The sequence below is a fragment of the Burkholderia multivorans ATCC BAA-247 genome, from assembly GCF_000959525.1.
Lineage (GTDB): Bacteria > Pseudomonadota > Gammaproteobacteria > Burkholderiales > Burkholderiaceae > Burkholderia > Burkholderia multivorans.
In genome coordinates this window covers 176,405-201,242 of record NZ_CP009832.1, presented here as the reverse complement: position 1 = coordinate 201,242, position 24,838 = coordinate 176,405, and the positions used below count along the sequence as shown (strand labels likewise).

Annotated in this window: 22 protein-coding genes; 14 read left to right on the top strand and 8 right to left on the bottom strand. The window is 68.0% G+C overall.

What is annotated here, in order from left to right:
- Positions 1 to 480: 480 nt before the first annotated feature.
- The 3 genes from NP80_RS13385 to mnmC all read right to left on the bottom strand — a co-directional run bounded on the left by NP80_RS13385 (position 481) and on the right by mnmC (position 5,475).
- On the bottom strand, positions 481 to 1,596 hold the full coding sequence (locus NP80_RS13385; RefSeq protein WP_006408073.1) for a YbdK family carboxylate-amine ligase: 1,116 nt from the start codon (positions 1,594 to 1,596) through the stop codon (positions 481 to 483).
- A 16-nt stretch (positions 1,597 to 1,612) separates the two neighbouring features.
- Entirely contained in the window at positions 1,613 to 2,827 is a 1,215-nt protein-coding gene (locus NP80_RS13380) for a cation:proton antiporter (protein ID WP_006408072.1), read from the bottom strand.
- A 674-nt stretch (positions 2,828 to 3,501) separates the two neighbouring features.
- A complete protein-coding gene (gene mnmC, locus NP80_RS13375; protein ID WP_006408071.1) occupies positions 3,502 to 5,475 on the bottom strand; it encodes a bifunctional tRNA (5-methylaminomethyl-2-thiouridine)(34)-methyltransferase MnmC2/FAD-dependent 5-carboxymethylaminomethyl-2-thiouridine(34) oxidoreductase MnmC1 in 1,974 nt (657 codons plus the stop codon).
- A 389-nt stretch (positions 5,476 to 5,864) separates the two neighbouring features.
- Here mnmC and NP80_RS13370 point away from each other — a divergent pair, with 389 nt between their 5' ends.
- On the top strand, positions 5,865 to 6,143 hold the full coding sequence (locus NP80_RS13370) for an HU family DNA-binding protein (protein WP_006401505.1): 279 nt from the start codon (positions 5,865 to 5,867) through the stop codon (positions 6,141 to 6,143).
- A 115-nt stretch (positions 6,144 to 6,258) separates the two neighbouring features.
- Here NP80_RS13370 and NP80_RS13365 read toward each other — a convergent pair whose 3' ends face one another.
- Together NP80_RS13365 and NP80_RS13360 are read right to left on the bottom strand one after the other, a co-directional pair.
- Positions 6,259 to 7,560: a GTP-binding protein gene (locus NP80_RS13365; RefSeq protein ID WP_012212456.1), complete on the bottom strand. Its 1,302-nt coding sequence runs from the start codon at positions 7,558 to 7,560 to the stop codon at positions 6,259 to 6,261.
- A 163-nt stretch (positions 7,561 to 7,723) separates the two neighbouring features.
- Positions 7,724 to 8,170 carry a lytic transglycosylase domain-containing protein gene (locus NP80_RS13360; RefSeq protein WP_006401507.1) on the bottom strand — a complete coding sequence of 149 codons (447 nt, stop codon included), beginning with the start codon at positions 8,168 to 8,170 and terminating at the stop codon, positions 7,724 to 7,726.
- 377 nt (positions 8,171 to 8,547) lie between these two features.
- Here NP80_RS13360 and gspD point away from each other — a divergent pair, with 377 nt between their 5' ends.
- Genes gspD through gspF form a run of 3 tightly spaced genes read left to right on the top strand, consistent with a single transcriptional unit; the run spans position 8,548 to position 13,569 of the window.
- Positions 8,548 to 10,854 carry a type II secretion system secretin GspD gene (gene gspD, locus NP80_RS13355; protein ID WP_006401509.1) on the top strand — a complete coding sequence of 769 codons (2,307 nt, stop codon included), beginning with the start codon at positions 8,548 to 8,550 and terminating at the stop codon, positions 10,852 to 10,854.
- 5 nt (positions 10,855 to 10,859) lie between these two features.
- Positions 10,860 to 12,347 (top strand): type II secretion system ATPase GspE, encoded by a 1,488-nt coding sequence (gene gspE, locus NP80_RS13350; RefSeq protein ID WP_269756960.1) that lies wholly within the window; start codon positions 10,860 to 10,862, stop codon positions 12,345 to 12,347.
- Positions 12,348 to 12,351: 4 nt separating this feature from the next.
- The gene (gspF, locus tag NP80_RS13345; protein WP_006401511.1) at positions 12,352 to 13,569 is read left to right on the top strand and encodes a type II secretion system inner membrane protein GspF; all 1,218 of its coding nucleotides are present in this window, start codon (positions 12,352 to 12,354) and stop codon (positions 13,567 to 13,569) included.
- A 28-nt stretch (positions 13,570 to 13,597) separates the two neighbouring features.
- Here gspF and NP80_RS13340 read toward each other — a convergent pair whose 3' ends face one another.
- Positions 13,598 to 14,008: a type II secretion system protein N gene (locus NP80_RS13340; RefSeq protein WP_006401512.1), complete on the bottom strand. Its 411-nt coding sequence runs from the start codon at positions 14,006 to 14,008 to the stop codon at positions 13,598 to 13,600.
- A gap of 177 nt (positions 14,009 to 14,185) precedes the next feature.
- On the opposite strand from NP80_RS13340, the gene gspG reads away from it, so the two are divergent.
- Genes gspG through NP80_RS13300 form a run of 8 tightly spaced genes read left to right on the top strand, consistent with a single transcriptional unit; the run spans position 14,186 to position 20,308 of the window.
- The gene (gene gspG / locus NP80_RS13335; RefSeq protein ID WP_035489561.1) at positions 14,186 to 14,638 is read left to right on the top strand and encodes a type II secretion system major pseudopilin GspG; all 453 of its coding nucleotides are present in this window, start codon (positions 14,186 to 14,188) and stop codon (positions 14,636 to 14,638) included.
- A 39-nt stretch (positions 14,639 to 14,677) separates the two neighbouring features.
- Positions 14,678 to 15,310, top strand: coding sequence for a GspH/FimT family pseudopilin (locus tag NP80_RS13330; protein ID WP_080596213.1), 633 nt, complete (start codon positions 14,678 to 14,680; stop codon positions 15,308 to 15,310).
- Positions 15,307 to 15,750: a type II secretion system minor pseudopilin GspI gene (gene gspI, locus NP80_RS13325; protein WP_006410300.1), complete on the top strand. Its 444-nt coding sequence runs from the start codon at positions 15,307 to 15,309 to the stop codon at positions 15,748 to 15,750. Before NP80_RS13330 ends, gspI begins: the two co-directional genes overlap by 4 nt.
- On the top strand, positions 15,728 to 16,423 hold the full coding sequence (locus NP80_RS13320) for a PulJ/GspJ family protein (protein WP_088923770.1): 696 nt from the start codon (positions 15,728 to 15,730) through the stop codon (positions 16,421 to 16,423). Before gspI ends, NP80_RS13320 begins: the two co-directional genes overlap by 23 nt.
- 6 nt (positions 16,424 to 16,429) lie before the next feature.
- A complete protein-coding gene (gspK, locus tag NP80_RS13315; protein ID WP_035946965.1) occupies positions 16,430 to 17,554 on the top strand; it encodes a type II secretion system minor pseudopilin GspK in 1,125 nt (374 codons plus the stop codon).
- A gap of 24 nt (positions 17,555 to 17,578) precedes the next feature.
- Complete coding sequence (gene gspL / locus NP80_RS13310; RefSeq protein WP_045593763.1) at positions 17,579 to 18,985, top strand: type II secretion system protein GspL; 1,407 nt, start codon at positions 17,579 to 17,581, stop codon at positions 18,983 to 18,985.
- A complete protein-coding gene (gene gspM / locus NP80_RS13305; protein ID WP_006411158.1) occupies positions 18,982 to 19,488 on the top strand; it encodes a type II secretion system protein GspM in 507 nt (168 codons plus the stop codon). The genes gspL and gspM overlap by 4 nt, the downstream gene beginning before the upstream one ends.
- Positions 19,489 to 19,519: 31 nt before the next feature.
- Entirely contained in the window at positions 19,520 to 20,308 is a 789-nt protein-coding gene (locus NP80_RS13300) for a type II secretion system protein N (RefSeq protein ID WP_035947673.1), read from the top strand.
- 45 nt (positions 20,309 to 20,353) lie between these two features.
- Here the strand turns inward: NP80_RS13300 and NP80_RS13295 are convergent, their stop codons facing one another.
- Both NP80_RS13295 and NP80_RS13290 read right to left on the bottom strand, forming a co-directional pair.
- Positions 20,354 to 21,937, bottom strand: a complete 1,584-nt coding sequence (locus tag NP80_RS13295) for an efflux transporter outer membrane subunit (protein ID WP_006411159.1) — start codon at positions 21,935 to 21,937, stop codon at positions 20,354 to 20,356.
- A gap of 195 nt (positions 21,938 to 22,132) precedes the next feature.
- On the bottom strand, positions 22,133 to 22,417 hold the full coding sequence (locus tag NP80_RS13290; protein WP_006407294.1) for a hypothetical protein: 285 nt from the start codon (positions 22,415 to 22,417) through the stop codon (positions 22,133 to 22,135).
- 163 nt (positions 22,418 to 22,580) lie between these two features.
- Here NP80_RS13290 and NP80_RS13285 point away from each other — a divergent pair, with 163 nt between their 5' ends.
- Both NP80_RS13285 and NP80_RS13280 read left to right on the top strand, forming a co-directional pair.
- Positions 22,581 to 23,069, top strand: a complete 489-nt coding sequence (locus tag NP80_RS13285) for a MarR family winged helix-turn-helix transcriptional regulator (RefSeq protein WP_006407293.1) — start codon at positions 22,581 to 22,583, stop codon at positions 23,067 to 23,069.
- Positions 23,070 to 23,229: 160 nt separating this feature from the next.
- The gene (locus tag NP80_RS13280) at positions 23,230 to 24,792 is read left to right on the top strand and encodes a DHA2 family efflux MFS transporter permease subunit (protein ID WP_006411160.1); all 1,563 of its coding nucleotides are present in this window, start codon (positions 23,230 to 23,232) and stop codon (positions 24,790 to 24,792) included.
- The last annotated feature ends 46 nt before the right edge of the window (positions 24,793 to 24,838 follow it).

Genomic DNA, 24,838 nt, shown 5'->3' with positions numbered 1-24,838 from the left:
GCCGAGCGGCCGTAGTGTGGAGATCGAATCTCTGTCTCAGGGGCGGACCGGATCGTCGAATCCGTCCGGCACGGCCGTCGCGAGGCACACGCGGCGGTCGCGTCCGCGGCGACCGGTAAGACGCGCGGTGCTTCCGGTGTCCGCAAAGCCGACATTCTAAGCGAGAGCGGAAAATCGCACAGCTAAGTTATCCCCTTCGCACTGTGGAAAATCACGGGATAACTGCGTTTTTTCATTGTGCGGCCAATGCGGCGTGCCGGTGGCACGTGTCGCGCGGCCATCGAGCGGCGCGCGCCGGCGATCGCGCGAGGTACGGCGATCCACCGGGTTATCCATTCCACAGACCTTTGACTTTGCAGCGGAATATCCGGTTATCCACAGCATGGCGGCAGAACCGGCAACAGTTGCCGGCTCGACGCGCGCCGGTTCGCATTCAGCGAATCGCGACGCAGTCGAGTCCGCAAACTGCAAAACATTTTTTCATTCGCGCCAACGCAGGCACTGCTGGCGAACGGTTTCGTTCAGCGATTTTTCCTGCTTGAAGACGGTTCGCAGCCACGATGCGTCGTTCACGCGCGCTTTCGCGAGCGCGCCGATCTCGTCGAGCGCCGCGCGCGAGCCGAGCTCGGCCGCATGCGGCGCGATCCGGTCGAGCGTGTCGAGGATGTCTTCGGCGATCGTGCGGCGCTCGCCGGTCTGAGGATTCACGCACGTGCCTTCGAGCCCGAAGCGGCACGCTTCGAAACGGTTGAACGTGTAGACGAGATAGTCGTCCTCGGTGAGCGTCAGCGGACGATCGAGCAGCAGATAGCGCGCGAGCGTCTGGATGTAGCACGCGATCGCAGCGGCGCGATCGACCGACAGCGGCGTATCCATCACGCGCACTTCGATCGTTCCATAGCCGGGCTTCGGGCGGATGTCCCAGTAGAAATCCTTCATCGAGTTCACGACGCCCGTGTTCACCATCTTCGTGAAGTATTCCTCGAAGTCGTGCCACGTGAGCGCGAACGGCGCGCGGCCCGACAGCGGAAACGCGAACACCGAATTGAGCCGCGCGGAATGGAAGCCGGTGTCGACGTTCTGCACGAACGGCGACGACGCCGACAGCGCGATGAAGTGCGGAATGAAGCGCGACATCGAATGCAGCAGGAACAGCGCGCTGTCCGGATCGGGGCAGCCGATGTGCACGTGCTGGCCGAACACCGTGAACTGCTTCGCGAGATAGCCGTACAGCTCGGACAGATACTGGAAGCGCGGCGCGTCGTAGATCTGCCGGTCGCTCCATTGCTGGAACGCGTGCGTACCGCCGCCGGCCAGCCCGACGTTGAGCTGGTCGGCCGCCTTCACGAGCACGTCGCGGATCGCGTGCAGCTCGCCGAGCGCCTGCTCGTGCGTATGGCAGATGCCGGTCGACAGCTCGATCATGCTCTCGGTGATTTCCGGCGTGATGTTGCCCGGAAAGGACTCGCCCTGGATCAGCCGCATCAGGTCCGATGCGGCCTTGGTGAGGTCGTAGTTGTGCGTGTTGACGACCTGGATTTCGAGTTCGACGCCGAACGTGAACGGCTCGGAATTGACGAAGGTTTCGAGTGCCATGGCAGGAGTTCCGGAATCAGTTGCCGTCGCTGCGCTCGCCGACCGCCGACAAGCATCGGTAGACGACGAACGGGCTGACGAGCTGCAGGATCACGATCGTGCACATCACGATCGCGCGCAGATGCGGATCGAAGTTCGGGTAGAGCTGGTAGGTATCGTCGACGAGCAGGTAGCTCAGCGCGGACATCGGCGTCAGCGCGATGCCGAGCGCGACGCCCTGCTTCATCCCGATCCCGCTCGGCTTCGCGAACGCGACGACGCCGCCGAGTTTCGCGACGAGCCGCGTGACGATCAGCACGATCGCGAACAGGCCGCCGAGCGCGATGTCGCCCCATGTGAACGAGGTGAGCGTGAGCACGAACAGCACGACCGTGAGCAGCCAGCCGGCCGTGCCGAAATGCTCGGGCCACAGCTGGGGGCGCGCTTCGAGGTTTTTGACGATGATCCCCGCGAGCAGCAGCGTGAGCAGCGTCGACAGCTTTAGCGCCTGCGCGACCGCGATCGCGAGCATGACGAGGCCGAACAGCGCGACGAACGAATGCTCGTCGCGCATCGTCGATGTCATGTGGCGGAACAGGTAATTGCACGAACGCGCGACCAGATACGCGACGATGAACGAACCGACGAGCAGATAGACAGGCTGCAGGATCGTGGCGAACACGTTGCCGTACGCTTCCTGATGCAGCCAGCTCGTGACGAGCTTGGTCAGCACGATTGCGTAGACGCTGTTCAGCGCGGTCAGCGTGATCAGCCGCTGCGACACCTGCCCTTCCGCGCGGAGCTCGGTCTTCAGCTGGATCACCATCGACGGCGACGTCGCGATCGCGATCGCCGACAGCACGAGCGCGACCATGCCCGACACGCCGAGCGCAAGCATCACGAACAGCACGAGCACGAACGTCAGCGTCGCTTCGGCGAGGCTGGACGCAATGAGCCACGGATTGCGGCGGATCCACCGCAGGTCGAGGCGGCTGCCGAGTTCGAACAGCAGCAGCCCGAGTGCGACGTTGATCAACAGCCGCGACGTTTCGTCCGTGCTCGAATCGATCACGCCGAAACCGAACGAACCGGCGATGAGACCGATCACCGCATAACCGGTAATGCGCGGCAGCCGCCACGCGCGATAGCAGAGCTCGCCGCACAGCCCGGCCGCGAACAGCGCGAGCCCGGCCCAGAACACGGCATCCGGCGTAAGCGGCCAGTTGGGCAGAAATGAGAACGCCGACTTCATCGTGGTGACTTCTCCTTTGGAAGCAACCGCCAGCGACGCGGGGTCAAGCGTCAGGAATGAGTGCGCGCCGGCTGGGTATCGCCCCGAATGTGATTGTTGTGGTTCACGACGGCGGGACATGGGGTCCGCCTGTACCGCCATTCGGCGGATATGTCGCTCAGGTCTGCCGATCTGGATTGTCGGCCTGATGTGTGAACGGACTGCGCTGCCTCGAAGACTCAGATTCGAAACTGTGCGGACCGTTCCGTTGAAGCATGTCCGGCGCCTGGCCGGACGAACGCGAAGGAAACCGATTGTGCCACAGCTTTTTCACTCTGGAACCCATTCGATCGAACCCGAAACGCTGTGCGGAGCACAGGTCTTTGGTTTAAAAGGTTTATCTGTATATATACGTAGTAGAAGTTAACAAGGTGCTCGCAGTTCTGTGGATAACCTCCGTTTACGCTGCCGGATCAACGGCTTGTTGAAAACATAACCGGTTGCACAGCGTGTTCGTGCACAGTAGTTTGAGATGAGCAACTTTTGGACCCAGTGCGCGACCTGCCGAGTTACCCCGTTTACGTCCACTGTGATTGCACACGAACCGAGCATGGATTTCGCGCGGTTATCCACAGCATCGCGTGGATAACTTTGCGCGGGAAAATCGGGAAACTGTGAGGAAACGGTGCGCCGGATCAGTCGGCGGCGCTCACCTGGCGTGCGCGCAATGCGCGGATCAGGAAACGGGCGGGATCGACCGCTTCTGCGAGTTCGCGCTCGATCGGCCAGGGCTCGCCGTCGAGCTGCGAGGCGATGAGCTCGGCGCCGAGCGCGGCCCAGACGAGACCGCGCGAGCCGTAGCCGAATGCGCCGTAGAGCCCCGGCATGCGTGGCAGGTCGCGGGCTTTGGCACCGCTCAGCGCGCGGGCGTTGGCGACCGCCTGCGCTTCGTCGGCGAGCGGGCCGATCAGCGGCAGCCGGTCGCCGGCGACCCAGCGGAACGCGACGCGGCCGCGCAGCGTGTCGAGCGCGGGCACGTCGTCGATCAGTCCCGGCAGCAGGCGCCGCACGCGCTCGAGGTTTTCCGCATGGCCGGCCACGCGTATCGCCGGATCCACGTCGTCCGGTTCGAACGTCGCACCGATCAGCAGCGTGCCGTCGTCGAGCGGCACTGCGTAGCCGTCGCCGATCGCCGGGCACGGCAGCGGCGATGCGCTGCCTGCCGGCAGCAGCGTCAGCTGCCCGCGCACGGGTTGCAGCGCGACGTGCCGCAGCCCGGCAAGCCGCACCGCATCGCCGGCATTCGCGAGTACGACGACCGGCGCCTGCGCGAGCGTGCGTCCGTGCGCGTCGAGCGCATGCCACTCGTCGCCGTTTCGTTCGAGCCGCGCGACTTCGGTGCGCGTCAGCCGTTGCACGCGATCACCGGCGGCCGCGCATTGCGCGTCGGCCAGTGCGGCCGGCCACACCGCGCCGCCGTGCGGAAACAGCAGCCCGCCATGCGCGACCGGCAGATCCAGATAGGCGCGCGCGGCGTCCGTGTCGAGCAGCTTCGCGTAGTCGGACGGTGCGCCGAGCGCATCGAATGCATCGCGCATGCGCGCGAAGTCGTCCGCCGATTCGGCGAGATGAACCATGCCGCGCGTGCTGCGCGCAAACGCGTGACCGCCCTTTTCGAGTGCTCGCCAGCGCGCGACCGCGTAGAGAAAACCGGCGCGCGTAAGACGGCTCGCGACGTTGTCGTCGCGCGTCATCAGCGGATGGAACACGCCGGCCGGATTGCCGGACGCTTCGCTCGCGATTCGTTCGTGCCGTTCGATCAGCGTCACGTTCCAGCCGCGCGCGGCGAGCCGCTCGACCACCGCACAGCCGGCGACGCCGGCGCCGATCACGAGCGCACGGCGCGCGGAGGCGTTCGGCCATGCGCGCGGCGGTTCGTGCCGGCGCATGCGCCAACGCGGCGCATATTCGCCGACCAGCATCGCGCGCTTGCCGGCGAAACCGTCGACCTTGCGATACGCGAAACCCGCTTCGTCGAGCGCGCGTTTCACGACGCCGGAACTCGAATACGTCGCGAACGTCGCGCGCTCGTCGGCCATGCGCGCAAGCGCGCGAAACACGTCGATCGACCAGAGATCCGCGTTCTTCGACGGCGCAAAGCCGTCGAGATAAAACGCATCGGCGCGTGCGACGAGTGTCGGCAGCCGCTCGAGCGCATCGCCGAACACGAGCGTGAGCACGACGCGGCCTGCGTCGAATTCGAGTCGATGCAGGCCCGGCACGAGCGGCGGCCATGCATCGGCGAGCTCATCGACGTTCGCCGAGATCGTTGTGTTCGCAACGATATGCGCAGCGGCGCGACGCAGGTCTTCGCGCGAGAACGGATGTTTTTCGACCGACACGAAATGGAGACGCTCGCAGCGTGCGGGATCGTCGCGCCACGCGGCCCACGTGGCGAGGAAGTTGCAGCCAGTGCCGAAGCCCGTCTCGACGATCGTAAACGTGCGGCGCTGCTGCCAGCGCGCGGGCAGCCCGTTGCCCGCGACGAACACGTGGTTGGCCTGCGCGATCGCGCCCGCGGCACTGTGATAGATGTCGCCGTACGCGGGCGAGACGAGGGTGCCGTCGTCGCGGAACGCGAGCGTGGCAGGGACGAGTCGGTCGGGCATGCGAAACAAAAATCGTGACAGCCAAGCCTGGCAAGGGATTGCGGCGCACGTGCCGATCGGCCGTTGGCAAAATCCAACGGCGCGACGCAGGCGCACAGCGGGCTGCGTATCCTGTCCGGTTGGCGCTGGTCAAAAAACGGGCAATCGACGATCGATTCGGCGAAATACCGATGAAAATCTTTGAAACCCTTGTCGTTATTGGGTTTGCGCTGCGCTATCATAGCAACGCCGTACCGCGGGGTGGCCGCCGGCGTAGCCGGTAGGCGCGTCGCGCGGGCCAGGATTCGGCGCTGTGCCGTCAGAGTCTGACTCTCGACGGCACGGTTCGCGCACGTATAATCGGCGCGTTCGCGCTGTTCGTGTCAACCTAACCTGAAAAAGGAACCTTAATGAACAAACAGGAACTGATCGACGCCGTCGCCGCCCAAACGGGCGCCAGCAAGGCTCAAACCGGCGAAACGCTGGACACGCTGCTCGAAGTCATCAAGAAAGCCGTGTCGAAGGGTGATGCGGTTCAGCTGATCGGCTTCGGCAGCTTCGGTTCGGGCAAGCGCGCAGCACGTACGGGCCGCAACCCGAAGACGGGCGAAACCATCAAGATCCCGGCAGCCAAGACGGTCAAGTTCACGGCTGGCAAGGCGTTCAAGGACGCCGTCAACAAGCGTTAATCCAGCGCCTGTTCGAAAAAAACCCGCCTTTCGGCGGGTTTTTTGTTGGGCGCGCGCGGCATTTTTGCCACAGTCCGTCACACCTTTACAAGATTTTACGGTTCGTCGATCGCTGTTACGGGCGCACGATCTGCGCGTCGCCGGGGTCTTCGTCGTCGTGCGCGTCGACGTCCCATGCGGGGAACGGGTCGTCGAACGCGGCCCATCCGGCCGCGCCGAGCGCGAATTCCGCATCGGTCAGCAGGCAGGCGTCGAGCTTCGCGCGCCATGCGTCGGCGTCGAGCGCGATGCCGATCAGCACGAGTTCCTGACGGCGATCGCCGATCGAGCGGTCGTCGAAATCGCCTTCCCATTCAGTGCGAATTTCGGCGAGCAGTTCGTCGTCGTCCGGCCATTCCGCGCGATCCTGCGCGGCCCACCAGAGCCCCGCCGGACCGTGCCGGCACACGCCGCCCGCCTGCGACAGCGAGCCGGCGATGTCGTTGCGCGTCGCGAGCCAGAAGAAGCCCTTGCTGCGCAGCACGCCCGGCCATTGCTGATGGAGCAGCGCCCAGAGTCGCGCCGGATGAAACGGCCGGCGCGCGCGGTAAACGAAATTCGCGATGCCGAATTCGTCCGCTTCGCCGTGCACGTGCGCATGATGATGCGCGTCGCAGTCGGGATCGTCGCAGTACGCATGATCGCGATCGAGCGACGCGAGCCAGCCGGGCGCATTCGCCGCTTCGTCGAAATCGAAGCGGCCGGTGTTCAGCACCGCGTCGAGCGGCACGTTGCCGAACGTCGACACGACCTGATGCGCGCGCGGATTGAGCCGCGCGAGAATGTGCTGCAGCCGCGCGAGTTCGTCCGCGCTGACGAGGTCGGCCTTGTTGATCACGAGCACGTCGCAGAATTCGATCTGCTCGATCAGCAGCTCGACGAGCGTGCGATCGTCGTCTTCGGAGGCGGCGATGCCGCGCGTCGCGAGTGCATCGTCCGAGCCGTAGTCGCGCAGGAAATTGAATGCGTCGACGACCGTGACGAGCGTGTCGAGCCGTGCGGTGTCGCCGAGCGACGTGCCGTCGTCGTCGACGAACGTGAAGGTCTCGGCGATCGGCATCGGCTCCGCGATACCGGTCGATTCGATCACGATCGCGTCGAAGCGGCCTTCCGCCGCGAGCTGGCGGATCTCGACGAGCAGATCGTCGCGCAGCGTGCAGCAGATGCAGCCGTTCGACATCTCGACGAGCCGTTCCTCGACATGCGACAGCGCCTGCGCGTCGCGCACGATCGACGCGTCGATGTTGACCGCCGCGAGGTCGTTGACGATCACGGCGACTTTCAGGCCCGCGCGGTTCGCGAGGATATGGTTGAGCAGCGTGGTCTTGCCGGCGCCGAGGAAGCCGGACAGCACGGTGACGGGCAACGGCTGTTTCATTGCGGTACGCACCAACGGAAAAGTGAAAAAGCGGCCGCGGCGCCGCTGCGCGGCACGAGCGGCCGGGCCGTTCGCACGCGCGAAGCCGCAGCGTAAGCCCGCATTGTGCATCAAACGCGCGCGCGACGGCCGGGGCGCGATCGGCCCCGCGTGCGGCGCACCGCTATTGCGGCGGCAGCAGCTTCCACTGCGCGAGGATCGCCGCGATCTGCCGCGCGTACTTGTCGCGCAGTGCCGGCGTTTCCGAATGATAGGCGCCGACGGCCTGCCACGTGTTGCCGTAGCGGTTCATTTTCTGCCGCAGATGCCACGCGGCGATATAGACGTTCTTGCACGGCTCCATCAGCGTGTCGCGATCGATGCCGTAGCGCGACAGCGTCGACAGATGGACCGAATTGATCTGCATGAGCCCGTAATCGACGGACCCGTTCGTGTTCTTGTTCAGTGCGCTCGGGCGGTTGCGCGACTCCTGCCAGGCGATCGCACGCAGGATCAGCGGATTGACCTTCTGGTAGCGGGCAGCCTCGTCGAAACAATCGGCGTGCGCGTTCGCGCTGGCGAACCACGCGCCGGCGGCGATCCACACGAGCGAAGCGAACCGTCTTTTCATGGGGCGAAAGCGGAAAGAAAATGCGCGGGGTCGGGAAAACCCGTGCCCGTCATTCGTGCGACGAGAAACGCGCCGCCCGTATCATACCGGCAGTTCGTGACTGTGCGACAGCCCGGCATGACGGCTATCGCGTGCCGGCCCGAGGCCTCTCCGGATCGCCGGCCGGCGACAGCCGACGCGGTGCGCGTGCGACCTTACATATCGCATACGGGCCGCCGGGCGCCTGTCGTATGTGAGACAGTCCTCGGATCAATGTGATATTTCGGACATGAAAAACTGCTAATGTCGCCTTTTTCGGATTTGGATCCCAGCACTACCGCCGGAAGTGGCCTGAGCCGGCATCGCCCCATTCATCCATGACAAGAAATCGCTTCGTTATGCGGCGCGTCGCCACGACGCTGATCATCGCCGGCATCATCGGTTCGCAGGCTGCCTACGCTCAGGTCACGCTCAATTTCGTCAATGCGGATATCGACCAGGTCGCGAAGGCGATCGGCGCCGCCACCGGCAAGACCATCATCGTCGACCCGCGCGTCAAGGGGCAGCTGAACCTCGTCGCCGAACGCTCGGTGCCCGAAGATCAGGCGCTGAAGACGCTGCAGTCCGCGCTGCGCATGCAGGGCTTCGCGCTCGTACAGGATCACGGCGTGCTGAAGGTCGTGCCCGAAGCCGACGCGAAACTGCAGGGCGTGCCGACCTACGTCGGCAACGTGCCGCGCGCACGCGGCGACCAGGTCATCACGCAGGTGTTCGAACTGCACAACGAATCGGCGAACAACCTGCTGCCGGTGCTGCGGCCGCTGATCTCGCCGAACAACACCGTGACCGCGTATCCGGCGAACAACTCGATCGTCGTTACCGACTATGCGGACAACGTGCGCCGCATCGCGCAGATCATCGCGGGCGTCGACAGCGCGGCGGGCGCGCAGGTGCAGGTCGTGCCGCTGCGCAACGCGAACGCGATCGACCTCGCGTCGCAGCTGCAGAAGATGCTCGACCCCGGCGCGATCGGCAACAGCGACGCGACGCTGAAGGTCTCGGTCACGGCCGATCCGCGCACCAACTCGCTGCTGCTGCGCGCCTCGAATGCGTCGCGGCTCGCGGCCGCGAAGCGGCTCGTGCAGCAGCTCGACGCGCCGAGCGCAGTGCCCGGCAACATGCACGTCGTGCCGCTGCGCAACGCCGATGCGGTGAAGCTCGCGAAGACGCTGCGCGGCATGCTCGGCAAGGGCGGCAACGACACCGGCTCGTCGGCGTCGTCGAACGATGCGAACAGCTTCAACCAGAACGGCTCGTCCTCGAGCGGCAACTTCTCGACCGGCACGGCCGGCACGCCGCCGCTGCCGTCCGGCGGGCTCGGCGGGACGTCTTCGTCGTCGTACGGCAGCGGCGCGTCGGGCAGCGGCGGCCTCGGCAACGCGGGGCTGCTCGGCGGCGACAAGGACAAGAACGACGACAACCAGCCGGGCGGGATGATCCAGGCCGATGCGGCGACCAACTCGCTGATCATCACCGCGTCCGATCCCGTGTACCGGAACCTGCGCGCGGTGATCGACCAGCTCGACAAGCGTCGCGCGCAGGTCTATATCGAAGCGCTGATCGTCGAACTGAATTCGACGACGGCCGGCCAGCTCGGGATCCAGTGGCAGGTCGCGAGCGGCGCGCTGCTCGCCGGCACGAACCTCGCGGCGACGGCCGGCAGCGTCGCCGGCAACAGCATCATCAACCTGACGACGGGCTCGGTGAACAGCAGCACGGGCACCGCCACCGGCGTCGGGCTGCCCGCCAATCTCGCGAACCTGAACCAGGGCCTCAACATCGGCTGGCTGCACAACATGTTCGGCGTGCAGGGCCTCGGCGCGCTGCTGCAGTATTTCGCGGGCGTCAGCGACGCGAACGTGCTGTCGACGCCGAACCTGATCACGCTCGACAACGAGGAAGCGAAGATCGTCGTCGGCGAGAACGTGCCGATTCCGACCGGTTCGTATTCGAACCTGACGAGCGGCACGACGAGCAACGCGTTCAACACCTACGATCGCCGCGACGTCGGCCTGACGCTGCACGTGAAGCCGCAGATCACCGACGGCGGGATCCTGAAGCTGCAGCTCTACACCGAAGATTCCGCGGTCGACACCGCGACGACGAACGCGCAGACGGGCCCGTCGTTCACGAAGCGCTCGATCCAGTCGACGATTCTCGCGGACAACGGCGAAGTGATCGTGCTCGGCGGCCTGATGCAGGACGCGTACAACGTGTCCAACAGCAAGGTGCCGCTGCTCGGCGACATCCCGTGGATCGGCCAGCTGTTCCGCTCCGAAAGCAAGCAGCGCAAGAAGACCAACCTGATGGTGTTCCTGCGCCCGGTGATCATCGCCGATCGCGATACGGCGCAGGCCGTCACCTCGAACCGCTACGACTACATCCAGGGCGTGACGGGCGCGTACAAGTCGGACAACAACGTGATCCGCGACAAGGACGACCCCGTCGTGCCGCCGATGCCGCTCGGCCCGAGCCAGGGCGGCACGGCCGCGGGCAACCTGTTCGATCTCGACAAGATGCGTCGCCAGCAGATGCAGCGCCAGATCGCGCCGCCGGCCGCCGAGCAGGCGCCCGCGCAGTCGCAGGGCGTGCCGGCGCAGACGGTGCCGCAGCAGCCGCTGACCGCGCCGGGGGCGTCGCAGTGAGCGACCTGCTGTCCTCTGCCCACGACGGCGCGCCCGGCGAACGGCAGCCGCCCTCGCCGCTCGCCGCGCGGCTGCTGCCGTACGGCTTCGCGAAGAACGGCCAGGTGCTGATCGCGCACCAGCTCGACGACACGCTCGAGGTGTGGATCAGCGATCGCACGAACGACGCCGCGCTGGCCGAGATCGCACGCAATTTCGGCTCGATCGTCGTGCAGCGTGTGCCGGCCGACGAGCTCGCGCAGGCGATCAACCACGCGTATGCGCGGCAGGACGGCAGCGCCGCGCAGATCGTCGGCGAGGTGGAAGGCGAAGTCGATCTGTCGCGGCTGATGCAGGACATCCCGGAAGTCGAGGATCTACTCGAATCGGAGGACGACGCGCCGATCATCCGGATGATCAACGCGCTGCTCACGCAGGCCGCGCGCGAACAGGCGTCGGACATCCATATCGAACCGTTCGAGAACGCGTCGGTCGTGCGCTTTCGCGTCGACGGCACGCTGCGCGACGTCGTGCGGCCGAAGAAGGCGCTGCACGGCGCGCTGATCTCGCGCATCAAGATCATGGCGCAGCTCGACATCGCGGAAAAACGTCTGCCGCAGGACGGCCGCATCACGCTGCGCGTCGGCGGCCGGCCGGTCGACGTGCGCGTGTCGACGCTGCCGACCGGCCACGGCGAACGCGCGGTGCTGCGTCTGCTCGAGAAGGACGCGCAGCGGCTGAACCTCGAAGCGCTCGGGATGGGCCGCGACACGCTCGTGCAGTTCGACAAGCTGATCTCGCGTCCGCACGGCATCGTGCTCGTGACCGGGCCGACCGGCTCCGGGAAGACGACGACGCTGTACGCGTCGATGTCGCGGCTCGAAACCGCGACGACCAACATCATGACCGTCGAGGATCCGATCGAATACGACCTGTCGGGCATCGGCCAGACGCAGGTCAACGAGCGGATCGGGATGACGTTCGCGCGCGCGCTGCGCTCGATCCTGCGTCAGGACCCGGACGTGATCATGATCGGCGAAATCCGCGACCTCGAAACCGCGCAGATCGCGGTGCAGGCCTCGCTCACGGGCCACCTCGTACTCGCGACGCTGCACACGAACGATGCGGCGTCGGCCGTCACGCGTCTGACCGACATGGGCGTCGAGCCGTATTTGCTCGCGTCGTCGCTGCTCGGCGTGCTCGCGCAGCGGCTCGTGCGCCAGCTTTGTCCGGTCTGCAAGGAAGAGCGGCACGAGGACGGCCGCAGCGTGTGGCATCCGGTCGGCTGCGACAAGTGCGGGCATTCGGGCTACACGGGCCGGCGCGGCGTGTACGAGCTGCTGATCGTCGACGATGCGATTCGCACGCTGATTCACCGCAACGCGGCCGACGCGGAGATTCTCGCGGCCGGCCGCGCGCAGGGCATGCGCACGCTGCGCGACGACGCGGAGCGCTGGCTCGCGGCCGGCGCGACGTCGCTGGAGGAAGTGCTGCGCGTGACGGGAGGCGCATAGCGCGATGCCCGCATTCCGTTTCGAAGCGATCGATGCGGCCGGCCGCACGCAGAAGGGCGTGGTCGATGCCGACAGCGCGCGCGCCGCACGCGGACAGCTGCGCACGCAGGGGCTGACGCCGCTCGTCGTCGAACCGGCCGGAAGCGCGACGCGCGGCGCGCGTTCGCAGCGGCTCGCGCTCGGCCGCAAGCTGTCGCAGCGCGAGCAGGCGATCCTCACGCGCCAGCTCGCGAGCCTGCTGATCGCCGGCCTGCCGCTCGACGAAGCGCTCGGCGTGCTGACCGAGCAGTCCGAGCGCGACTACATCCGCGAACTGATGGCCGCGATCCGCGCGGAAGTGCTCGGCGGTCATTCGCTCGCGAACGCGCTGAGCCAGCATCCGCGCGATTTTCCGGAAATCTATCGCGCGCTGGTCTCGGCCGGCGAGCATACGGGCAAGCTCGGGATCGTGCTGTCGCGGCTCGCCGACTACATCGAGCAGCGCAACGCGCTGAAGCAGAAGATCCTGCTCGCGTTCACCTATCCGGCGATCGTCACGGTGATCGCGTTCGGGATCGTCACGTTCCTGCTGAGCTACGTGGTGCCGCAGGTCGTCAACGTGTTCGCGAGCACGAAGCAGCAGCTGCCGCTCCTGACGATCGTGATGATGGCGCTGTCCGGATTCGTGCGGCACTGGTGGTGGGCGATCCTGATCGCGGTCGCGCTCGTCGTGTGGTTCGTGAAGGCGACGCTGTCGCGCGCGGGGCCGCGGCTCGCATTCGATCGCTGGCTGCTGACCGCGCCGCTCGCGGGCAAGCTCGTGCGCGGCTACAACACGGTGCGCTTCGCAAGCACGCTCGGCATTCTGACCGCGGCCGGCGTGCCGATCCTGCGCGCGCTGCAGGCGGCCGGCGAGACGCTCAGCAACCGCGCGATGCGCGCGAACATCGACGACGCGATCGTGCGCGTGCGCGAAGGCTCGGCGCTGTCGCGCGCGCTGAATAACGTGAAGACGTTTCCGCCGGTGCTCGTGCATTTGATCCGCTCCGGCGAGGCGACCGGCGACGTGACGACGATGCTCGACCGTGCGGCCGACGGCGAAGCGCGCGAGCTCGAGCGCCGCACGATGTTTCTGACGAGCCTGCTCGAGCCGCTGCTGATTCTCGCGATGGGCGGGATCGTGCTCGTGATCGTGCTCGCGGTGATGCTGCCGATCATCGAGCTGAACAACATGGTGCAGTGACGGCGGCAGCGGCCGTCGCCGCCGCGCTTCAGCGCATGTAGATCGCGGGGGACGGCGTGTTGGCCGGAAGCTGGATTTCCGCGCGCGCGCCGTTGCGTTCGACGACGATCGAGCGGTTGCGGACTTCGGCGAGCTTCGCGCCGGGCGTGAGTTCCGCGCCGAGCGACACCGCGCGCGGCGGTTCGCCGCCGACGCCGACGATCGCCGCGCCGCCGTGCTGCAGCGCGAGGATGCCGAACAGGTGGATGTCCTGCACGGGATTGCGTTCGAGCTGTCCGCCGAACAGCGCCGCGGCGTCCTCGGTGCGGATCGGCGGCCGCGCGGCGGCTGCGGGCAGCGGCGCTTCGCGGGCCGACAGCGTGACGACCCAGTACGTGGCCGTCGCGCACAGCGCCGCGAAGAGGGCGAGGGAAAGGATCCGGATCGAGAGCGCGTTCATGCGCGCTATTGTACGGATCTATGTGAAATTTGCGTTGAGTGAAAGCCCTCGACGATGCGCGCCTTACAATGCGTGCTCCGCTCCCGCGGATCGTGGAAGGTGGCCGTCAGGCGATCGTCCGGATGCCACGGGCGCGTTGTTCAATCGACGATATTTTTTGGAAAGAGGTAGTCAGTCATGCAAACGTGGATCACTCGCCGCAATGGAGCCGTGCGCCGTCAGCGCGGTTTCACGCTGATCGAGATCATGGTGGTGGTCGCGATCCTCGGGATCCTTGCCGCGCTGATCGTGCCGAAGATCATGAGCCGCCCCGACGAGGCGCGCCGCATCGCCGCGAAGCAGGACATCGGCACCATCATGCAGGCGCTGAAGCTGTACCGTCTCGACAACGGCCGCTATCCGACGCAGGAACAGGGCCTGAACGCGCTGATCCAGAAGCCGTCCACCGATCCGATTCCGAACAACTGGAAGGACGGCGGCTATCTCGAACGGCTGCCGAACGATCCGTGGGGCAATCCGTACAAGTATCTGAACCCGGGCGTGCACGGCGAAATCGACGTGTTCAGCTACGGCGCCGACGGCAAGGAAGGCGGCGACGCCAACGATACCGATATCGGCTCGTGGCAGTAAGCCGCCGCCGACCGGTCCGATCCTTCTCTCCCGCGCTTCATGCTCGCACTTCGTACGACCCACCGCTGCGCCTGCCACGGCGGCCTGCGCCGCGCGGCGGCATCGCCCGTTCGGGCGTGTGCGGCGGGTGAGCCGGGATCTCGCCGCAGGCAAACGCGGGCGATCGGGCCGTGCGCGGCGGGCACTGCCTTCGGACGGCAGTGTACGCAGCATCGCCGTCGCGCCGCGCGCGGCTTCACGCTGCTCGAGATGCTCGTCGTGCTCGTGATCGCGGGCCTGCTGGTGTCGCTCGCGTCGCTGTCGCTGACGCGCAATCCGCGCACCGACCTGCGCGAGGAAGCACAGCGGCTCGCGCTGCTGTTCGAAACGGCCGGCGACGAAGCGCAGGTGCGCGCGCGGCCGATCGCGTGGCAACCGACCGCGCACGGTTTCCGTTTCGACGTCAGTTCGTCCGACGGCTGGCGCACGCTGCACGACGACCTGCTGCGCCCGCGCGACTGGGACGGCGGCGTGACGGGCGCGGACATCGACTACCCCGGTTCCGACACGCGCGCGAGCCGCGTCGTATTCGGCACCGAAAGCATCGACACGCCGGTGCGCGTGACGCTGCATTCGGCCGTCGGCAGCGCGACGATCGTGGGCACCGGCAACGGCCGCTACGAGGTGCAATGACGATGCGTGGTCGCATGCGCAGCCCTGCCCGCTCGCCGCGCATTGCCGGCGCCCTGCGCATGCGCGGCGCGGCGCGCGGCTTCACGATGATCGAGGTGCTGGTCGCGCTCGCGATCATCGCGGTTGCGCTCGCGGCATCGATTCGCGCGGTCGGCACGATGGCGACCGGCGCATCGGAACTGCATCGGCGGCTGCTCGCCGGCTGGAGCGCCGACAACGCGCTCGCGCAGCTGCGGCTCGCGCATGCGTGGCCGCAGATCGGCGAACAGAACTTCGACTGCTCGCAGGGCAACGTGCCGCTCGTGTGCACGCAGCGCGTCAGCGCGACGCCGAATCCGGTGTTCCGGCGCGTCGAGGTGTCGGTCAGCATGCCGGGCCGCTCCGGCGTGCTCGCGCAGATGGTCACGGTGGTCGCGAATGAAACCAGCCGTTCGCTCTGACGCGCCGATGCCGCGCCCGTTCGCCCGCGCGGCCCGCGCACGCGGCTTCACGCTGATCGAGCTGATGATCGCGATCGCGATTCTCGCCGTCGTCGCCGTGCTCGCGTGGCGCGGGCTCGACCAGATCATGCGCGGCCGCGACAAGGTGGCGTCCGCGATGGAAGACGAACGCGTGTTCGCGCAGATGTTCGATCAGATGCGCATCGACGCGCGGCTCGCCGCGACCGACGACGAAGCCGGTCAGCCGGCGATCGGCGTGGCCGGCAACACGCTGCAGATCATTCGCGCACTCGACGTGCCGGGCGCCGCGCCGCGGCTGCAGGTCGTGCGCTACCGGATCGCCGGCGGGCGCGTCGTGCGCTATGCGTCGCCGCCGCTCGACGACGCGAACCGGCTGCACGCGCTCCTGAAGGACAGCAGCGTCGACGGCTGGAGCGCAGTCGCCCTGATGGGCGGCGTCGGTGCGATCGACGCGAAGCTCTACGTGCCGCGCGTCGGCTGGACGACCAGCGTGCAGGCGGCGAACGACGCGCTCGCGCAGAACAACGATGCGCTGAAGGTGCCGCAGATCGGCAACGCGCCGCCGCCGCGCGCGGTCACGGGGCTGCAGGTCAGCATCGGCGCGACGTCGCTGCGCGTGCCGATCACGCGCGTATTTCTCGTCGGGGAGTGACGCACGATGCGAACGCGCCCTCACCTTTCGATGCCGGAGCGCCGCGCTTGCCGACGCGCGCACGGCTTGCCGCGCGGCGAGCGCGGTGCGGCGATCATCACGGCGCTGCTGGTCGTCGCGCTGGCGGCGATTCTCGTGTCCGGCATGCTGTGGCGCCAGCAGGTGCAGGTGCGCCGCATCGAAAATCAGCGGATGCTCGCGCAGGCGCAGTGGGTCGCGCGCGGCGCACTCGACTGGACGCGGATGATCCTGCGCTCGGAAGGCGACACGGCGCCCGGCATCACGTATCTCGGCGGGATCTGGGCGGTGCCGATCGCGAAGACGAAGCTGTCGGATTTTCTCGGCCGGATCGGCGCGCCGAACCAGGGCGGCGACGACACCTATATCTCCGGCTCGATCGAGGATGCGCAGGCGAAGTTCAACCTGCGCAACCTGATCGCGTCGCCGGCGCCCGGCGTGCTGCAGCTGAACGTCGCGCAGCTCGCGGCGTTCCAGCGGCTGCTGACGACGCTCGGCTACGACGGCGCGTTCGCGAAGCGGATCGCGCTGCAGGTGCGCGCGGGGCTCGTGCATTCGGCGACGCGCTTTCAGTTGCCGACGCTGCCCGGCGGCGGCATGGCGCCGACGGCGCCGGTGACGGGCGGCGACGCGCAGGGGGGCGGCTTCACCGACGAGCCGGGCCTGGCCGACGGCGAGCGCGGGCCCGCGCCGCTGACGATGACGAGCGTCGACAGCCTGCTCGACGTCGACGGCGTGACGCCCGAGATGGTCGCGCGGCTGCGCCCGTTCGTGACCGTGCTGCCGACCGCGACGCCCGTGAACATGAACACCGCGCCGGCCGAGGTGATTGCCGCGCTGGTGCCGGGCATGAGCGTGGCGTCCGCGCAGGCGCTCGTATCGCGCCGCGAAACCGTGTTTTTCCGCAACGTCGGCGACGTGCAGCTCGCGCTGCGCGGCGCGGGCGCGCCGGGCGTACAGCTCGATGCGAGCCTCATCGACGTCAATTCGAGCTACTTCGTCGTGCACGGCCGGATCCAGCACGATCGCGCGGAGGTCGATCGCACCTCGCTCGTGTATCGTGATCCGACCACGCACTCGACGCGGGTCGTGCGCATCCGCGATCAGCTATAACGACGCCATTCGGGAGAGGAGCCCTTGAGCACGTTGATTGTTTCATTGCCGCCGCGCGAGCCTGCCGTGCCGTTGCAGGAATGGCAGTGGCCGGAGCTGCCGTTCATGCTCGTCGACAAGGCCGGCCACGTGCAGCGCGCGGGCCGCGCGGCGCTGTCGCTGCTCCCGCGCGCGAGCGCGACGGTGCTGATCGTCGCCGCGCGCGACGTGCTGCTGCTGGCCGCGAGCGTGCCGCCGCTCAAAGGGCCGAAGCTGCGCCTGGCGCTGCCGAACGTCGTCGAGGATCAGCTGATCCAGGATCCGCTCGGCTGCCATATCGCGCTCGATCCGGTCGCGCTGCCGGACGGGCGCCGCGTGCTGGGCGTCGTCGATCGCGCGTGGTTCCGCGCGATTTGCGACGCGTTCACGGCAGCCGGCCACCGGCAGCTGCGCGCGGTGCCCGCGACGCGCTGCCTGCCCGCGCCGCTCGCGGCCGCGCCTGCGCCGTCCGCCGCGCCGGCCGACGACGACGCGCCCGATATCGCCGCCGCGGCCGACGGCTTGCCGCTTGCTTCGCCGACCGGCACGCCGTTGGCCGAGCCGCTCGTGCGTCCGGCCGCGGTCGCCGCGGTGCTCGGTGTCGCGACGGCGGTCGAACCGGCGCTCGTCGAAGCGGGCGCGCAGCCGCTCGCCGCGAGCGCGCCGCGGCTCGAACTCGCGATCGCGCGCGGCGCGCTCGGCGAAGGCTTTGCGGCACCGGCCGCGCGCGCGCCCGGCACGCTCGCCGCGCTCGCCGGCGGCGGCGCGGTCGAGCTGTACGAGCTCGGCGAGCCCGGTGCGGAACCGCGCGTCGCGTCGTCCGGCCGCGCGGGCGGCGCCCCGCTGCTGCCCGGCGCGATGCCGCTGTCGTTCGACGCATTCGCGCGCCGGGCGCTCGCGGAGCGCTTCGACCTCTGCCAGTTCGAATTCGAGTCGCAGCCGTGGCGTTTCGACCGCGCGACGCTGAAGCGCCTGCGCCTGCCGATCGCGCTCGCGGCGGCGACGCTCGCCATCGCGGTGATCGGGATGAATCTGCATTGGTGGAAGCTGTCGCGCGAACGCGATGCGCTGTCGGCGCAAATCACCGAAACGCTGCTGTCTGCCTTCCCGAAGACGACGACGGTGCTCGATCCGCCCGCGCAGATGCAGCGGCAGCTCGACCAGTTGCGCCTCGCGGCCGGCGAGCTGTCGCCGAACGACTTCCTCGCATTGTCGAGCGGACTCGCGCGTTCGATGGGTGCGCTGCCGCTGAACGGCATCGCGTCGCTCGACTATCACGACCGGCGGCTCGACGTCGGCTTCAAGCCGGAGGTCAAGGTCGATCCCGACTTCGCGCAACGCCTCGCGCGCAACGGGCTGGCCGGCGAAGTCGACAGCAACACGGGCAAATGGACGATCCGGAGCCGCTCATGAACACCGAACGACTGACTCAGGCGCTGACCCAGTTCTGGGGCGAGCGCACGCCGCGCGAAAAGACGCTGCTCGGCTGGGGCGGCGCCGTGCTGGCCGTCGCGATCGCCTATTCGGTGCTGTGGTCGCCCGCGCAGGAAGGCCGCGCGCGCATCGAACGCGAGCTGCCGACGATGCGCCGCGAACTCGCGCAGATGACCGCGCAGGCGAACGAAGCGAAGTCGCTGACGGCCGCCGCGCAGGGCGTCGCGCCGACCGGTCTCGCGCTGAAGGATGCGCTCGCCGCGTCGCTGTCCGATCACGGGCTGCCGGGCGCGCAGGTGCAGATCGTCGGCAACGGCGTGCAGATCCAGATGAAGAACGTGTCGTTCCCCGCGTGGACGCAGTGGCTCGACGACGTGCGCCGGCAACTGAAGGCGCAGGTCGGCGAGGCGCACGTAAGCGCGCTGAAGGAAGACGGCCAGGTCGACCTGATGGCCGTGATGCAGCCGTCGATGCCGAAATGAGGACAGCGGCAATGCAAGCGGCGGGCGCTCGATGAACCGATGGACGATGCGGCTCGTCGCCGTGCTGCCGTGGGTCGCGGTCGGCGCGCTCGCGACGGCAATCACGCTGATCGCGCTCGCGCCGGCCGCGTGGATCGCGCCGCAGTTCGCGCGCGCGACAGGCGGTCATGTCAACCTCGTCGATCCGGCCGGCTCGCTGTGGCACGGTTCGGCCACGCTGATGCTCGCGCCCGGCGCGGACCAGAGCGCATCGACGCTGCTGCCGGGCCGCGTCGAATGGACGACGCGCTTCTGGCCGCTGCTGACCGGGCGCGTGCAGATGCGTCTGCGCCAGACCGATGCGATGCCGCAGCCCGTGACGCTCGACGCGACGTGGCGCGGCGCCGTGCTGTCGGCCGGCGCGATGGCCGTGCCCGCGTCGCTGCTCGCGGGGCTCGGCACGCCGTTCAATACGCTCGATCTGCAGGGCGACGTGCGGCTCGGCTGGACCGACTGGCGGCTGATCGGCCGCAATGCATTCGGCCAGCTGACGGTGACGATCGACGGGATGAGTTCGCGCGTGTCGCGCGTGAAGCCGCTCGGCTCGTACCGCGCGGTGCTGCAGGCGAAAGGCACGGGCGCCGATCTCGATCTGACGACGACGCAGGGCCCGCTGTTTCTCGACGGGCACGGTACGTTCGGGCCCGGCAGCGGCGCGTTTCGCGGCACCGCGCACGCGGCGCCCGAACAGCAGGCGAACCTTGCGGGCCTGCTGAACCTGCTCGGCCGCCCGATCGGCAACGGCCAGGTGTCGTTGATCTACGGCGGCGCGATGCGCTGAGCGAGCGCCGCACGCGGTGCGGCGCGGCCTGCCGATTGCGGTGACTTATTGGCGCGCGAGCGTGCCGGTCGCGGGCACGGCCGACACGGCCGATACGGCCGACGCAGCGGCTGCACCGGATGCCGGCACGGCCGGCGGCGCCGCCATGTCGCCCGTCTCGCGCGCGATATCCGACACGTTCCAGCCGCCGCCGAGCGCCTTCACGAGTGCGACCGACGACACCATCCGCTGCCCGGTGATCGTCGCGAGCTTCTGGCGCGCGGTGAAGGCCGTGGTCTGCGCGGTCAGCACGTTCAAATATGCGACGGTGCCGGCCTTGTACTGGTTCGTGACGATCGCGAGCGCATGCTCGGCGCTCTCGACCGCCTGTCGCTGCACGTCGATTTCCTGCGCGAGAATCCGCTGCGACGCGAGGTTGTCCTCGACGTCCTGGAACGCGCTCAGCACCGCGAGCCGGTATGCGGCGACGTCCTGATCGTAGGTTGCGCGCGCGGCCTGCGTTTGCGCGGCGCGCAGCCCCGCGTCGAACAGCGTCGCCGCGAGCTGCGGGCCGACGGTCCAGAAACGCGCCGGCAGCGTGAACAGCTGCGACCAGACCGAGCTTTCGAAACCGCCGCTCGCCGACAGCGTGAGCGTCGGGAAGAACGCGGAGATCGCGACGCCGATCTGCTCGTTCGCGGCCGCCGCGCGGCGTTCGGCCGCCGCGATGTCGGGCCGGCGCTCGAGCAGCGTGGAGGGCACGTCGACCGGCGTGACGGGCGGCTCGGCCGCGAGCGGCATCGGCGGCAGCGAGAACGTCGACGCGGGCTCGCCGATCAGCGTCGCGATCGCATGCTCGTACTGCGCGCGCGCGACGCCGTTGTCGATCGCGGCGGCCTGCGCGCTTTGCAGCTGCGTCTGCGCCTGGATCACGTCCGCGCGCGCGGCGACGCCCTGCGCATACTGGTTTTGCGTGAGCTGCAGCGATTGCCGGTACGACTGCACGGTTTCGTCGAGCAGCTTCTGCAGCGCATCGGACGTGCGCAGCTGGAAGTAGGTCTGCGCGAGCAGCGCCTGCTGCGACAGCCGCGCATTCGCGAGATCGGCCGCGGCCGCCGCTTCGCCGGCGCGCTGTGCGCTGACGGTGCGGCTCACCTTGCCCCACAGATCGGGTTCCCAGCTCGCATCGAGGCCGACGCTGTAGCTGTTGCTGATCGATCCCGACGTGCTGCTGCCGAACGACGACGAGGTGCCCGACGAGAACGACGAGCGCGGCGTGCGCGCGCGCGAGCCGGACGCGCTCAGGCCGACGGTCGGGAAATACGCGGCGCGCGCCTCGCTGACGAGCGCGCGCGCCTGGCGGTAGGCGGCCGCCGATTGCGCGATCGTCTGGTTCGACGCATTCAGCTTGTCGATCAGCGCGTTCAGCTGCGGATCGTCGTAGACGGTCCACCACGGGCCGCGATCGGCTCGGTCGGCGGGCTGTGCGACTTTCCAGCCGGCGGGCGCTTCCTTGAACGCGGCCGGAATCGACGTATCGGGGCGGTGGTAATCGGGCCCGACGGCGCAGCCGGCGAGCAGCACGGCCGTCGCGACGGCGACGGCGGCGCTCAGCGGGCGGAGGGCGCGCGGGAGTGGGGCGTACGGCATCGTATTTTTCCTGTCTGGGCGCAACGGGCCGCGAGCGGCGCCGCGCGGTGCGGACGTCATGCCGCTGGCGGACAAATGGTAACTGACGGCGGGGAGCCTGCGCAGCCGTTAGGGTACGGTGCGCGACGACAGGAATGTGTTACCGGCGCGGGCGACCGGTTTACCGGCCATTACGGATCGCTTGCGGGACCGGCGTCAGCGGCGCACGGGCAGCGGCTGGGCGGCGAGCCGCCATGACGGCGGCTCCGTTGCCGCGCGCCCGGGCGTGCGGCGCGATGCGCCCTTCGCGTTGCGCTGCCGCCGATGATCGAACCATGCGAACCCGAGCGCAGCGAGCGAGCCGCCCGGCAAGACCAGCATCGCCACGTACAGTGCGATCTTCCAGCCGCGGTGCGGCCCGGAGAACACGTGATGAGCGGTATCGGTCAGGGTGCGGCGCAGCGCGCCGGCGGCATTTTTCAGGAACAGCATCGCGAACATCCTCGGGTGCCCGGCAAAGCGGGCGGATCGGTCAGAACATAGTCTCCGGCAGTGCAACATGCACGTCGTAACTGGTTGCCTGAAATAATATTGACTATGCAAGCAATTTTCAAGATACTGGGCGCGTTTTGACCTGAAACGCACTCTTGCTGCGCGCGAACGCATGGCTGGCGGCCTCTACGATCCCGACTCCATCGAGCTGGAAACCAGTCTCGGCTACTACCTGACGAAGGCGCGTCAGGTGTTGTTCGAGCGGATGGATCGTGCGCTCGAGCCGTTCGATCTCACCGCGCAGCAGATCGGCGTGATCCTGCTGCTGTCGCGCGGCTATGCGCGCACGCCGTTCGAGCTGTCGCGCAAGATGGCGTACGACAGCGGCTCGATGACGCGCATGCTCGATCGCCTCGAGCGCAAGGGACTCGTCGCGCGTTCGCGCAGCGAGCAGGACCGCCGCATGATCGAGCTGGCGCTGACCGAGCGTGGCGCCGACGCCGCGCGTGCGCTGCCCTCGCTGATCGCGACCGCGCTGAACGCGCAGCTCGCCGGCTTTTCCACCGACGAACTCGCGACGCTGACCGGGCTGCTGCAGCGCTTCATCGAGAACGGGCCCGGCCCGGCCGGCTGTCCGAAGCCCGACGACGGGCACGACTGACGCGGAGGGTCGCTTGCGCTCGATTGTTCCGATTAAACGTTCGCTTATTTCTCTGTCTGGGCAGAAGATGACGCGACATATGCCCGTCTTCCGCCGCCTGCCGCTCCGCCCCGCCGCGCGTTGCTGCGCTGCGGGCGCGAGCCGATCCTAGGAGATTCCGATGTCCGCCACCACGGCATCCGCCGCGTCCCCCGCCGCCGAACCGGCGCCGCTGTCCGGCGGCGCCCTCGCGCTGCTCACCGTCGGGCTCGCGCTCGGCACGTTCATGGAAGTGCTCGACACGTCGATCGCGAACGTCGCGGTGCCGACGATTTCGGGCAGCCTCGGCGTCGCGACCAGCGAAGGCACGTGGGTGATTTCGTCGTACTCGGTCGCGTCCGCGATCGCGGTGCCGCTGACGGGCTGGCTCGCACGGCGCGTGGGCGAAGTGCGGCTGTTCACGCTGTCGGTGCTCGCGTTCACGATCGCGTCGGCGCTCTGCGGCCTCGCGTCGAACTTCGAGACGCTGATCGCGTTCCGGCTGCTGCAGGGCCTCGTGTCGGGGCCGATGGTGCCGCTGTCGCAGACGATCCTGATGCGCAGCTATCCGCCCGCCAAGCGCGGGCTCGCGCTCGGCTTATGGGCGATGACGGTGATCGTCGCGCCGATCTTCGGCCCGCTGCTCGGCGGCTGGATCAGCGACAACTACACATGGCCGTGGATCTTCTACATCAATCTGCCGATCGGGATTTTCTCCGCGACCTGCGCGTTCTTCCTGCTGCGCGGCCGCGAGACCAAGACGACGAAACAGCGGATCGACGCGGTCGGGCTCGCGCTGCTCGTGATCGGCGTGTCGTGCCTGCAGATGATGCTCGACCTCGGCAAGGACCGCGACTGGTTCAGTTCGTCGTTCATCGTCGCGCTGGCGCTGATCGCGGTCGTGTCGCTCGCGTTCATGCTCGTCTGGGAAGCGACCGAGAAGGAGCCGGTGGTCGACCTCACGCTGTTCAAGGATCGCAACTTCGCGCTCGGCGCGCTGATCATCTCGTTCGGCTTCATGGCGTTCTTCGGCTCGGTCGTGATCTTCCCGCTGTGGCTGCAGACCGTGATGGGCTACACGGCCGGCAAGGCCGGCCTCGCGACCGCGCCGGTCGGGCTGCTCGCGCTCGTGCTGTCGCCGCTGATCGGCCGCAACATGCACCGGCTCGACCTGCGGATGGTCGCCAGCTTCGCCTTCATCGTGTTCGCGATCGTATCGGTATGGAACTCGACGTTTACGCTCGACGTGCCGTTCAACCACGTGATCCTGCCGCGGCTCGTGCAAGGGATCGGCGTCGCGTGCTTCTTCGTGCCGATGACGACGATCACGCTCTCGAGCATCCCCGACGAGCGGCTCGCGAGCGCCTCGGGCCTGTCGAACTTCCTGCGTACGCTGTCGGGCGCGATCGGCACCGCGGTCAGCTCGACGTTCTGGGAGAACGACGCGATCTACCACCACGCGCGGCTCGCCGAATCGGTGAGCGTCTATGCGCAGAACACGACCGACTATCGGGGCGCGCTGGCGCAGCTCGGCGTCGTCGGCCAGACCGCGAATGCGCAACTGAACCAGATCGTCACGCAGCAGGGCTTCATGATGGCGACCAACGACTTCTTCCACCTGTCGGCAATCGTGTTCGTCGCGCTCGCGGCGCTCGTGTGGATCACGAAGCCGAAGAAGGGCGCGGGGCCGGCGATGGGGCATTGACGGTCCATCGCCCGCGGGACGTGTCCCGTGTCGTCCGGACGGTGGC